10 protein-coding genes, 4 tRNA genes and 1 pseudogene are annotated in these 12181 nt (G+C 61.1%); 5 read left to right on the top strand and 10 right to left on the bottom strand.

Annotated features, from left to right (window positions below):
- The first annotated feature begins 11 nt into the window (after nt 1-11).
- Nucleotides 12-551, top strand: coding sequence for a DUF2062 domain-containing protein (locus tag CKW37_RS10330; protein WP_095155600.1), 540 nt, complete (start codon nt 12-14; stop codon nt 549-551).
- Here the strand turns inward: CKW37_RS10330 and CKW37_RS10325 are convergent.
- The 3 genes from CKW37_RS10325 to CKW37_RS10315 all read right to left on the bottom strand — a co-directional run bounded on the left by CKW37_RS10325 (nt 519) and on the right by CKW37_RS10315 (nt 2996).
- Nucleotides 519-1298, bottom strand: a complete 780-nt coding sequence (locus CKW37_RS10325; protein WP_095155599.1) for an ABC transporter permease — start codon at nt 1296-1298, stop codon at nt 519-521. The two genes, CKW37_RS10330 and CKW37_RS10325, sit on opposite strands and share 33 nt — an antisense overlap.
- Nucleotides 1295-2227, bottom strand: coding sequence for an ABC transporter ATP-binding protein (locus tag CKW37_RS10320; RefSeq protein WP_095155598.1), 933 nt, complete (start codon nt 2225-2227; stop codon nt 1295-1297). Before CKW37_RS10320 ends, CKW37_RS10325 begins: the two co-directional genes overlap by 4 nt.
- A 145-nt stretch (nt 2228-2372) precedes the next feature.
- Nucleotides 2373-2996, bottom strand: a complete 624-nt coding sequence (locus tag CKW37_RS10315; protein ID WP_095155597.1) for a glutathione S-transferase family protein — start codon at nt 2994-2996, stop codon at nt 2373-2375.
- A gap of 186 nt (nt 2997-3182) precedes the next feature.
- On the opposite strand from CKW37_RS10315, the gene CKW37_RS10310 reads away from it, so the two are divergent.
- The gene (locus CKW37_RS10310; RefSeq protein ID WP_095155596.1) at nt 3183-5630 is read left to right on the top strand and encodes an acyl-CoA dehydrogenase; all 2448 of its coding nucleotides are present in this window, start codon (nt 3183-3185) and stop codon (nt 5628-5630) included.
- A 76-nt stretch (nt 5631-5706) separates the two neighbouring features.
- Nucleotides 5707-6117, top strand: a complete 411-nt coding sequence (locus CKW37_RS10305) for a PA2817 family protein (protein ID WP_095155595.1) — start codon at nt 5707-5709, stop codon at nt 6115-6117.
- Between the two features lie 179 nt (nt 6118-6296).
- On the opposite strand, the gene CKW37_RS10300 is transcribed toward CKW37_RS10305, so the two are convergent.
- The 4 genes from CKW37_RS10300 to CKW37_RS10285 all read right to left on the bottom strand — a co-directional run bounded on the left by CKW37_RS10300 (nt 6297) and on the right by CKW37_RS10285 (nt 6712).
- Nucleotides 6297-6372, bottom strand: a tRNA-Gly gene (locus CKW37_RS10300).
- A 4-nt stretch (nt 6373-6376) separates the two neighbouring features.
- Nucleotides 6377-6452, bottom strand: a tRNA-Glu gene (locus CKW37_RS10295).
- A 106-nt stretch (nt 6453-6558) separates the two neighbouring features.
- Nucleotides 6559-6634 (bottom strand) — tRNA-Gly (locus tag CKW37_RS10290).
- Between the two features lie 2 nt (nt 6635-6636).
- A tRNA-Glu gene (locus CKW37_RS10285) sits at nt 6637-6712 on the bottom strand.
- A 332-nt stretch (nt 6713-7044) separates the two neighbouring features.
- Between CKW37_RS10285 and CKW37_RS10280 the strand changes: the two genes are divergently transcribed.
- Nucleotides 7045-7812: a hypothetical protein gene (locus CKW37_RS10280; RefSeq protein ID WP_095155594.1), complete on the top strand. Its 768-nt coding sequence runs from the start codon at nt 7045-7047 to the stop codon at nt 7810-7812.
- A gap of 63 nt (nt 7813-7875) precedes the next feature.
- On the opposite strand, the gene CKW37_RS10275 is transcribed toward CKW37_RS10280, so the two are convergent.
- Complete coding sequence (locus tag CKW37_RS10275) at nt 7876-8358, bottom strand: GAF domain-containing protein (RefSeq protein WP_095155593.1); 483 nt, start codon at nt 8356-8358, stop codon at nt 7876-7878.
- A complete protein-coding gene (locus tag CKW37_RS10270) occupies nt 8355-9245 on the bottom strand; it encodes an ATP-binding protein (protein ID WP_095155592.1) in 891 nt (296 codons plus the stop codon). The genes CKW37_RS10275 and CKW37_RS10270 overlap by 4 nt, the downstream gene beginning before the upstream one ends.
- An 83-nt stretch (nt 9246-9328) precedes the next feature.
- On the opposite strand from CKW37_RS10270, the pseudogene CKW37_RS10265 reads away from it, so the two are divergent.
- A pseudogene (locus CKW37_RS10265) lies at nt 9329-11688 on the top strand (response regulator).
- On the opposite strand, the gene CKW37_RS10260 reads toward CKW37_RS10265, so the two are convergent.
- A complete protein-coding gene (locus CKW37_RS10260) occupies nt 11681-12166 on the bottom strand; it encodes a glutathione peroxidase (protein ID WP_095155590.1) in 486 nt (161 codons plus the stop codon). The pseudogene CKW37_RS10265 and the gene CKW37_RS10260 overlap by 8 nt on opposite strands.
- Nucleotides 12167-12181 lie beyond the last annotated feature (15 nt).

The following is a 12181-nucleotide window of genomic DNA, read 5'->3' as shown; positions in this document are numbered from 1 at the left end:
CGAGACCCCACATGCCGCGTCGACTTTTCAAACGCTACATGCCCGATCCGACGAGCATCCGGGAACACAAGTCCTTACGATTCCTCGGTCGGCTGCTGCATGACGCCAACCTCTGGCACCTCAATCGTCATTCGGTGGCCCGGGCCATGGCAGTTGGTATTTTCGCCGCCTTCATTCCGATTCCGATGCAGATGTTGCTGGCTGCCAGCCTGTCGATCCTGGTGCGCGGCAACATGCCGATCGCCGTCAGCCTGGTCTGGCTGACCAATCCGATCACCATGCCGCCGGTGTTCTATTGCACCTATCAGATGGGCGCCTGGTTGATGCAGATTCCGGCCCGCACGCTGCCGGAAGAAATCACCTTCGAATGGATCACCGACCAGTTATCCACATTGTGGCAACCCTTCCTTCTCGGTTCGGTAGTGTGCGGCGTGCTGCTCGGCGCCCTGGCCTACTGCCTGACCATGCTCTACTGGCGCTGGTGGGTAGGCCGGCAGTGGCGCCGGCGCAAGGCGAAATCAGCTGCGCATTCCACGTCCGCTGATCAGTAGGCGAACACACCCGAAATACAGCACCGCGGTGGCGACCAGCATGAAGGTGATGGCAACGCCGATACGGATATCGGACACGCCGAGAATGCCGTAGCGGAACGAGTTGACCATGTGCAGCACCGGGTTGGCCATCGACACGGTCTGCCAGAACGGCGGCAGCAGGTTGATCGAATAGAACACCCCGCCAAGGTAGGTCAGGGGCGTCAGGACGAATGTCGGAATAATCGAGATATCGTCGAAGTTGCGCGCAAAGACCGCGTTGATGAAGCCCAGCAGCGAGAAGATCGTCGCGGTCAACAACACCACCAGCACCGTCACCCCCAGGTGATGCACCTGCAGATGGGTGAAGAACAGCGACAGCAAGGTCACGATCACCCCCACCGCCAGCCCGCGCAGCACGCCGCCAAGGGTGTAGCCGATCAGAATGGTGTGCGGAGAGACCGGCGAAACCATCAGCTCTTCGATGGAGCGCTGGAACTTGCTGCCGAAGAAGCTCGACACCACGTTGCCGTAGGAGTTGGTGATCACCGACATCATGATCAGCCCCGGCACGATGTACTCCATGTAGGTGAAGCCACCCATGTCACCGATCTGCCGGCCGATAAGGTTACCGAAGATGACGAAGTACAGAACCATGGTGATCGCCGGCGGCAGCAGGGTCTGCGGCCAGATCCGGGTGAACCGACGTACTTCGCGGTAAACGATGGTGTTGAGGGCGACCAGATTGGCGCGCAGTTCCGAGCTCATATCGCCACCTTGGAGAGATTCTTTTCAACCAGGGACACGAACAACTCCTCGAGACGATTGGTCTTGTTGCGCAGGCTGATCACTTCGATGTTCTGCAAGGCCAGTTGGCCGAACAGCGCGGTGATGCCCACTTCCTTGTCGACCTGGACTTCCAGGGTGTGCGGATTGATCAGGCGGCAGGGATAACCGGCCAATTGTGGCGTCTGCGCCAGGTCATGCTTCAGGTCGAGCACGAAGGTTTCGACATGCAGCTTGCCCAGCAGCTGGCGCATGCTGGTGTTTTCGACAATGGTGCCGTGATCGATGATGCCGATGTTGCGACACAACTGTTCAGCCTCTTCCAGGTAGTGCGTGGTCAGGATGATGGTGATGCCCTGCTGGTTCAGTTCGGTGAGGAAGCCCCACATCGAACGGCGCAGCTCGATATCCACACCCGCAGTCGGCTCGTCGAGGATCAGCAGACGAGGCTGATGGATCAGCGCGCGGGCGATCATCAACCGGCGCTTCATGCCACCCGACAGCGAGCGCGACGGCACATCGCGCTTGTCCCACAGCCCCAGTTGCGTCAGATATTGCTCGGCGCGCTCGTTGGCCACCTTCGGCGGAATACCGTAGTAGCCGGCCTGGGTGACGACGATGTCGAAGGTCTTTTCGAACTGGTTGAAGTTGAACTCCTGGGGCACCACGCCGATGCTGCGCTTGAGCGCGGCGGGCTGGCGGTCCAGGTCGTGACCGAAGACACTGACGCTGCCGCTGGTCTTGTTCACCAGGGTCGAGAGAATGCCGATGGTTGTGGATTTGCCGGCGCCGTTGGGGCCGAGCAACGCGAAGAAGTCACCTTCGGCGACGTCCAGATCAATGCCCTTGAGGGCCTGGAAGCCGTTGCCGTAGGTCTTGGTTAGCTGCCGAATGGACAGAGCAGAACTCATAGCGGTTTTTTGCACCGTTGGAATTGTTCGTGAGTCAGGCGGCGAACGGGCGCACCCGTCGCATTAATGCGGGCCATGGTGCAAGCCCCGGCCACACAAGTACAGTCAAGCCTATCGATAATAACTATCGCATTGAGCGAAGCTTTCAGGTCAGCGCGGTCATGACCGCCGCCTGGTAGGCCGGACGCTCGCGCAGGCGCTCGTACCAGGCGCGCAGGTGACGCATCTCCGGCCGCTCGATGGGCATCTCGAACCAGGCGTAGGCGAAGCAGCCCAGGGGGATATCCCCCATGCCCGGCTCTTGGCCGGAAAGGAAGGGTTGCGACGCCAATGTCTCGTCGGCAATCGACAGCAGTTGCGCGCAGGTCTTGTGCGCGGCATTGATCGCCACCCAGTCACGCTGGTCTTCCGGCGTACGCAGGATGCCCCAGAACAATGGGCGAAATGGCGTCGCCAGCGACGACGTGGTCCAGTCCATCCACTTGTCGGCCTTGGCGCGCTCGACCGGATCCTCCGGATACCAGGCGGTGCCCGGTGCATGTTTCGCACCCAGATACCGCACGATGGCATTGGACTCCCAGAGCACCAGGCCATCATCTTCGATCATCGGCACCAGACCATTGGGGTTGAGTGCGCGATAGTGCGGTTCATTGACCTGCCCGAACGCACCACCGGCGTCCACAGACTGGAAATCCAGCCCCAGTTCCTGTGCGCACCACAATACTTTCCTGACGTTGCTGGAATTCTTCCGGCCCCAGATCTTGAGCATGACGACATCCTGATATCTGCAAGGGACGCCCAGTCTACTCCAGCGTGACGCCCAGGCAATCGCCGAGCAGTCCCGGCGAACTCCACCGCCAACAACCTGTCACTGTTCAGACAATGCCGTTCGGCAGAGGCCGGCTACGCTCTGTGGGACGTACTGACACGTGCAAGGTTTCCAGGAGGAAAGACTATGTTGCTGTTGTGGTTAGTGGTGCTCGTGCTGGGCTCGGCCTGGCTGGCGCACCGACGGACACCGGCGTTGCCGGCCCTGGCGCTCATCGCGGCCTACGTGCTGGCGATGGGTATCTTTTCGCGGGCGCCTGGCTGGCTGACCGTCCTGCTCCTGCTGGTGGTGGCCGCTATCGCCGCGCCTCTGCTGCTCCCGGACCTGCGCCGCAAGCTGTTTACCGCGCCGATGTTCAACTGGTTCCAGCGCACCCTGCCGCCCATGTCGACCACCGAGCGCGAAGCGATCGACGCCGGCACCGTGTGGTGGGACGGCGAACTGTTCAGCGGTCGCCCGGACTGGAACACGCTGCTGAGTTATCCAAAGGCCGAACTGAGCGCCGAGGAACAGGCATTCATCGACGGCCCCACCGAAGAACTCTGCGCCATGGTCAGCGACTGGCAGATCGGCCAGGACATGGACCTGCCCGCTGAAGCCTGGGCGCATATCAAGGCACATGGCTTCTTCGCCCTGATCATTCCCAAGGAGTACGGTGGGAAGGGCTTTTCCGCCTACGCCCACTCGCAGGTAGCAATGAAACTGGCCACCCGCAGCGGCGACCTCGCCTCCACCGTGATGGTGCCCAACTCCCTCGGCCCCGCAGAATTGCTGCTGCACTACGGCACCGATGAGCAACGTAACCACTACCTGCCCCGCCTCGCCCGTGGCGAGGAAATCCCCTGCTTCGCCCTCACGGGTCCCCTCGCCGGGTCCGATGCCGGTGCCATGCCCGACACCGGCATCATTTGCAAAGGACAGTGGCAAGGGCAGGAAGTCCTGGGTCTGCGCCTGAACTGGGAAAAGCGCTACATCACCCTCGGACCGGTCGCAACTCTGCTGGGCCTCGCCTTCAAGGCTTATGACCCTGACCATCTGTTGAGTGACAAGGAAGAGCTGGGAATCAGCCTGGCGCTGATTCCGACCGACACGCCCGGTGTCGACATCGGCAAGCGTCACCACCCGCTGGGCGCGGCATTCATGAACGGCCCCAACGCCGGCAAGGACGTGTTCGTGCCGCTGGACTTCCTGATTGGCGGCCAGGACATGCTCGGCAAAGGCTGGATGATGCTGATGAACTGCCTGTCGGTGGGACGCTCGATTTCCCTGCCGGCGGTAGGCACCGGTGCAGCCAAATTCACCAGCCTGGTCAGCGGCCAATACGCGCAGATTCGTGAACAGTTCAACGTGCCGCTGGCAGCCTTCGAAGGCATCCAGGAATCCCTCGCACGTATCGGCGGCAATGCCTGGCTGATGGACAGCGCGCGAATTCTGACCGCCAAGGCCGTGGACCTTGGCGAGAAACCGTCGGTACTCTCGGCGATCCTCAAGTACCACCTGACCGAGCGCGGTCGCGAATGCATCCAGCACGCCATGGATATCCATGGCGGCAAGGGCATCATCATGGGCCCGAACAATTACCTGGGGCGCAGTTGGCAAGGCGCGCCGATCTTCATCACGGTCGAAGGCGCGAACATTCTCTCGCGCAACCTGATGATCTTCGGCCAGGGTGCAATTCGCTGCCATCCGTTCGTTCTCAAGGAAATGGCGCTGGCGGGACGGGAAGACCATGAGCAGGCGCTCAAGGAATTCGACACCTTGCTGCTGCGGCATATCGGTTTCGCCGTGGGCAATGCTGCCAGCACGCTGGTGCTCGGGCTTGGGCTGGGGCATTTTGAAAAAGCGCCGGGTGACGCTCTGAGCCAGGGCTATTTCCGCGCACTCAATCGCCAGGCCGCGGCCTTCGCCCTGCTGGCGGATCTGTGCATGATGCTGCTGGGCGGCGAGCTGAAGCGGCGTGAACGGTTGTCCGCACGACTGGGCGATGTCCTCAGTCATCTGTACCTGAGTTCGGCGGCGCTCAAGCGTTATCACGACCTGAATTCACCGGAACACCTGCAACCGCTGCTGCGCTGGGCCATGGAAGAAAGCCTCGGCCAGGCGGAGAAAGCTCTGGACCGCCTGCTTGATAACTTCCCGAGTCGCCTGCTCGGCGGCGCCTTGCGGCTGATCGTGTTCCCCTTCGGCCGGCGCCATACCGGCCCCAGCGATGAACTGGACGCGGAAATCGCCGCACTGATCGGCCGCGCCGCCGGCGATCCGGCCCTGGAAGCCTTGCTCGCCGGCTGTTATCGCCCGACCGATGCGCAGGATCCGGTCGGTGCCCTGCAGCACGCCAGCCAACTGCTTGCCGACAGCGCCGCATTGCACAAACAGTTACGCCACGCCCTGAAAAATGGCGAACTGACCGTGGAGGCCGGCGAACCGTTGATCGACGCGGCCGTGCGAGCGGGCGTCATTGATGCCGAACAAGCCAGTCAGTTGCACGCCGCCGAAACCGCACGCAGACGCGTCATCGACGTCGATGCCTTCACCAAGGAGGAATTGTTGCCTGTCGAAGGCAAGGTGCGCTGAGCACAATCCGACCGGGACATCGGGCGTCGGGAGCCGTATACTCCCGCGCCCGTTTTTGCTTTAGAGGATCGCCAGCATGGCCAATGCACACCTGGACTACCATCTCGCCCTGCTCAACCACCTGCGCAGCATCCTCGTCGCCCTGGGCGAAGCCGAACAAGTGCCGGAGGAAAGTCACGGCCTGTTCCTCGAACGCTTCGACGATCTGCTGGAGCAACTGCCCCACGATCCGCTGGAAAGCCAGTACCTGGGCCAGGACCTGATGTGCCAGGTCATTCAACGTTATCCACAGATCGCCCACCTGGTACCGCGCGACCTGTTGTGGTTCTTTGGCGGTGATTGCCTGCATTTCATGCCGGACGACGAACTGGACCTGTACCAGGCCCTGGAAGAACGCCGCTACGATGCCGAACAGAATGAAGAGCCGTTTGACTGGAACCAGGAAAAACAACTGCTGAGCATGTCGCTCAACGACAGCAAGCACTGATAAAGACGCCGCTCATTGAAGCGGCGTTTTTTTTGCCTGAATGTTTGATGGCGCACAACGACGAAGCCCGCTTTCGGGCCCGCTAGACGTGAATGGATTTTTCCGCAGAAACGAAAAAAGGACCCGAAGGTCCTTTTTTCTTGGCTACAGGACTCGATTGAATCCTGTAGCACCATATTTGGAGCGGGAAACGAGACTCGAACTCGCGACCCCGACCTTGGCAAGGTCGTGCTCTACCAACTGAGCTATTCCCGCATATTGGCGTCCCCTAGGGGACTCGAACCCCTGTTACCGCCGTGAAAGGGCGGTGTCCTAGGCCACTAGACGAAGGGGACTCTGCCCAAAACATGCATCGCATGTTTCAGTGACCAGAGTTTAATCCTGAAGATTGAACCCTGGATTTCTTTACAAGCCCTGCCGTTAAGCAACGCCTTTGTAAACTGGAGCGGGAAACGAGACTCGAACTCGCGACCCCGACCTTGGCAAGGTCGTGCTCTACCAACTGAGCTATTCCCGCATTGGCGTCCCCTAGGGGACTCGAACCCCTGTTACCGCCGTGAAAGGGCGGTGTCCTAGGCCACTAGACGAAGGGGACACGCTACAACTTCACTCCCTGCCGCGTTTCGCTGTGTGCTTTACGCTGCAAGTGGCGCGCATTCTAGGGATGCTTTGAAAGGTCGTCAACCCCCAATTAGAAATTTATTTAAATCAATGACTTCGCCGTGTTTAGGACCGCCCGGGCAAGCCGCCCGCCCTATTCTTCCAGCCGTCCCTGCCGATAGAGGAAAGGACGGTAAAACAATTGCCCAAGTGTGACACAGGGCAAATTGCCATCAATCCTCCTCCAGCTTCCGCCAAACTGCTCTATCCGGGCAATAGGGAAGCCACTACACTCAATCGGTAACCCTGACTGACGAGGCGTGAACGGTGACACCACTATTGATTACCCTGCTTATCGTGGCGGGTATCGCCTTACTCATCGTGATCGGCTATCTGAATAACGTAGTCGAGAACAACAAGCTGGAGCGGGCGCGACTGAAAGTCGAGCTGGCCGAACGCTTGCGGCGTTGTGGCGAGATCACCGAAACGTTCCCGGGCCAGTTGATGACGCCGGCGCTCAAGCTGCTGCTGACTCGCCTTGAACTCAACCTCAACCAGCGCCAACTGTCGCTGGACAAGCACAACAGCAATATCCAGAGCCGTATCGCCGAGCTGGAAGCCCTGATCGCCCAGGGCGAATCGCTGCCGGTCAGCAACCCGCCCGGCCCGATCCAGACCGAAGCCCGCGCCAAGGATATCCGCTTCCTTCTGGAAGCTCTGCACAGCCAGGTCGTCCGTGCCTGCCAGGAAGGCTTCCTGGCCACCAACGAAGCCAAGTACTGGGTCAAGGAAATCCGCCACATCCTGGTCAAGCTGCATATCGAGTTCTTCAATAACCTGGGTCAGGCCGCCTTGCAGCAAAACCAGCCCGGGCACGCCCGCCTCGCTTTCGAACGCGGCGTGCAATACCTGCGCAAGCAGCCGGAGCCCGCGCAGTACCGCGAACAACTGGAATACATGGAAAAGCTTCTGGCCCGCGCCAATGCCATGGTGCTGGACACCATCGAGCCGACCGAGAGCGACGTCAACGCACTGACCGAAGGCCTGAAGACGGACGAAGAAGAAAACTGGAAGAAGAAAGTCATCTACGACTGAGAACATCAGATACAAAGAAAGAGGGGCCGCAATGGCCCCTCTTCTGTCTCCGCCAATCGCCAATCAGCAATCGGTCGCCTGCAGGAAAATCCCCGCCAGATGCTCCAGCCCCGCCTGATCCTCGACGGTAAAGCGTGCGAGCTTCGGACTGTCCAGATCCAGCACGCCAATCAGGCGTCCGTCCTTGACCAGAGGAATCACCAACTCACTGTTCGAGGCACTGTCGCAAGCGATGTGCCCAGGAAACGCATGGACATCCTCGACCCGTTGGGTCTGCAGACTGGCAGCGGCGGCGCCGCACACACCCCGGCCGAAAGCGATTCGCACACAGGCGACCTGACCCTGGAAAGGCCCCAGCACCAGTTCGCCATCGCGATTGAGGTAGAAGCCCGCCCAGTTCAGGTCATCGACCTGGTTATAGAGGAAGGCGGAAAACTGTGCGGCATTGGCGATGAAGTCACGCTCGCCCGAGAGCAAGGCTTCCAGTTGCGCCGCCAGCAGCGCGTAGCCGCCAAGCCCCGCTCCCGCCGCATTCAAGTCGATCATTTGTGTTGCTCCAGCAGTTTGAGTCCGACCCAGTAGCGGGCGAACTGGTAGGCACAGCGGCCATTTCGATTACCGCGACCGGTTGCCCAGCGAATTGCGGCCTTTTCCAGGTCCTCGTCGCGCGCCCAGACCAGACCCGGCCCCTTGGCCAGTTCGCGGATCCAGTGCTCGACCACATTGAGGAAATGCTCCTGGGTAAACGGATAGAACGACAACCACAGGCCGAAACGGTCAGACAAGGCGATCTTGTCTTCTACCGCCTCGCTGGGGTGCAGTTCGCCATCCACCATCTTCCAGTTTTCGTTGTCGCTCTGTTTCTCCGGCACCAGGTGCCGGCGGTTGGAGGTGGCGTACAGCACCACATTATCCGGGGCCTGTTCGAGCGAGCCGTCCAGCACGCTCTTGAGCACCCGGTAATCGCCCTCGCCGGCCTCGAACGACAGGTCGTCGCAGAACAGCACGAAACGCTGCGGCAACGTGTGCAATTGCTCCACCACCCGCGGCAGGTCCGCGAGGTGATCACGCTCGATCTCGATCAGACGCAAACCGGCGTCGGCGTGCTCGGCCAGCAGCGCACGGACCAACGAGGATTTACCGGTGCCGCGCGAGCCCCACAGCAGCGCGTGGTTGGCGGGCACGCCATCGAGAAACTGGCGGGTGTTGCGCCCGAGCTGGTCGCGCTGCTGATCGACCCCGATCAGGTCAGACAACCGAATGTCCAGGCTCACTTCCAGCGGCGACAGGTAACCGCTGCGCCCATCGCGCTGCCAACGCGCCGCCAGGCAGCGGCTCCAGTCGATTTCCGGGCGCAGCGCCGGCAACAGCGGTTCGAGGCGGGCCAGGACACTTTCGGCACGTTCGAGAAATGCGGTCAAACGAGGGTCCACGAGAATTCCTCAAGTCATATTCAGGCGAAAAGGAGCAAGCTGAATGTGCGACAGTACATGCCAGCAGCCGGGGTTGATCGGCTATGCTTGCGCAGCGCATGGAATGTGGAACTGGCTCGGGACCATGGATATCAAGTTCACCAATCGCCTGTCGTACAAGCAAGCCCGGTTGACAGTCCTCGTCGGCTTCATCCTGGGGACATTGCTCAGTTTCATCCAGATCGGGATCGATTATGCCAGCGAAGACGCCTCCATCAACCGCGAGATGCAGGCATTGCTGGATATCAGCCACAACACCGCTTCGCGCATCGCCTACAACATCGACGCCGAGCTGGCCCAGGAGCTGACCCTCGGCCTGCTGCAATCGCCCGCCATCATCCGCGCCCAACTGGTCGACAACAACGACACGGTCCTCGCCGACATGCAGCGCCCTCGCCAGGAAAGCGCTTACCGCGTTTTCAGCGACTTCCTGTTTGGCAACAACCGCCAGTTCAAGAATCGCCTGTATCTCAGCCACATGCCGGACGAATACCTCGGCACGCTGTACCTGGATGTCGACACCTTCGCCTTCGGCAGCCGCTTCCTCAAACGGGCCGAAGTGACGCTGCTCAACGGCTTCGTGCGCAGCCTGGTGCTGACCGGCATTCTCCTCGCGCTCTTCTATATGATGCTGACCAAACCCTTGGTGCGGGTGATCAGTTCCCTGAGCAGCAGTGACCCGCACGACCCCAACCAGGGCAAGCTGCCCTTCCCCGTCGGCCATGAGCATGATGAGATCGGCGTGCTGGTCAAGGTCGCCAACCAGCAGTTCGTCACCATGGCCACCGAGATCAAGCAGCGGCGCAATGCCGAGAACCGCCTGACCGAATACCTCAATGAGCTGGAAAACATTGTTTCCGCCCGCACCGACGAACTGAAGGCCAGCAACACGCGCCTGAGCCAGTCCAATGAGGAACTGGAAGACGCGCGACGACGCGCGCTGGACATGGCCCAGGCCCGCGCCGCCTTCCTGGCCAATATGAGCCATGAAATCCGCACACCGCTGAACGGCCTGCTCGGCATGATCGCGCTGTCGCTGGACAGCCCGCTCAACGCCGAACAACGTCAACAACTGGCCATCGCCCATGATTCGGGCAAGGTGCTGGTGGAGTTGCTCAACGATATTCTTGATCTGTCCAAGTTCGACGCCGGCCAGCTTGAACTGGAGCGAATCCCCTTCGACCTCGGCGCCCTGGTGGAAGACACCGCTAACCTGCTGTCGCAAAACACCGCGCCCAACGTCGAACTGACGTGCCTGATCGACCCGACATTCCCCGCCATGGTGCTCGGCGACCCGACCCGGGTCAGGCAGATCGTCAGCAACCTGCTGTCCAACGCCCTCAAGTTCACCCGCTTCGGACGGGTGGATGTGCGCCTGAGCACCTACAATGGCGGCGTGCGCATCGATGTCTGTGACACCGGCATCGGCATCGCCCCGGAAGCCCAGACCAGGATTTTCCAGCCCTTCATCCAGGCCGCCGCCGGAATTACCCGCCAATACGGCGGCACAGGCCTGGGCCTGACCCTGACCAACAACCTCTGCGAAGCCATGCAGGGACGCCTGAGCATCAGTTCCGAAAGCGGTTTCGGCAGCCAGTTCAGCGCCGAACTGCCACTGCCGAGCCATACCGGCGCCGTCACCTACGAGCGCCTCCACGGCAACGTGATCGCCCTCAGCAGCGCCAACAGCGGGCTGGCCGAGTTGCTGCAAACCCTGCTGCCGCGCTGGGGCGTGAATTATCAGCGGCACGATCGTATCGACGAGCTTGGCGACAGCAACCCGGACCTGCTGATTACCGACGATCTGGACAGCCTGATGAGCCTGCGCCCGGCCCTCAAGGCGCCAATCCTGCTGATCACTGCCTACGGCAATTTCCTGCCCGGCGACCAGGCCACCAGCCTCGCCCCGCTACAGCAACAGGCCCGTCCCCTGGCCCGGAGCGCGTTGTATCAGGCACTGCGCCGGGTGCTTTCGCGCGTCGATGAAGGCGCCCCCACCAAACAAGCCGAAAAACCTGCCAGCGTGCGCCGGGCACGGATCCTGCTGGTCGAGGACAACCCGGTCAACCAACTGGTGGCCAAGGGCATGCTGGGCAAGCTCGGCTGCGAAGTGAGCGTCGCCGCACACGGCGCCGACGCCCTGGAGCAATTGGAAAACGGGAGTTTTGATCTGGTACTGATGGACTGCAACATGCCGGTGATGGATGGCTACGAAGCCAGCCGACGCATCCGCCAGAGCGGACGCTGGCCGAACCTGCCGATCGTGGCCCTCACAGCCAACGCCATGCCCGAAGAGCGCGAGCGCTGCCGGGCGGCGGGGATGAACGACTATCTGGCGAAGCCGTTCCGCCGCGAGGAACTGCTGGCCGTGATCGACCATTGGGTGCCGCCGGTCATTATTTGAGCAGCGCCTCGATATCGGCGCTCAGGGCATCAGGCTTGGTGGTGGGCGAATAACGGGAGACGGTGCCGGTTCGCGGATCGAGGAGGAACTTGGTGAAGTTCCACTTGATCCCCTTCGAACCCAACAGGCCAGGCGCGCGCTTTTTCAACTCGACGAACAGCGGATGGGCATCGGCGCCATTGACGTCGACCTTCCTGAACAGCGGGAAGCTGACCCCGAAGTTCAGCTCGCAGAACTGCGAAATGGCCGTCTCGTCACCCGGCTCCTGCTTGCCGAACTGATTGCAAGGGAAACCCAGCACCACCAGGCCCTGCTCGCGATAGTGTTGCCAAAGCGCTTCGAGCCCCTTGTACTGGGGTGTGAAACCGCATTGGCTGGCGGTATTGACGACCAACACCGCCTTGGCGGGAAAGTCCGCCAGGGTCTTCTGCTCACCCTTGATGGTGGTGCAGGGGATATTCAGCAATTCACCAGCCATTCACATCGCTCCTTA

Source organism: Pseudomonas sp. Irchel 3E13, assembly GCF_900187455.1.
Lineage (GTDB): Bacteria > Pseudomonadota > Gammaproteobacteria > Pseudomonadales > Pseudomonadaceae > Aquipseudomonas.
The sequence above is the reverse complement of the archived record's forward strand: the minus strand, read 5'-3'. Positions and strand labels throughout refer to the sequence as shown.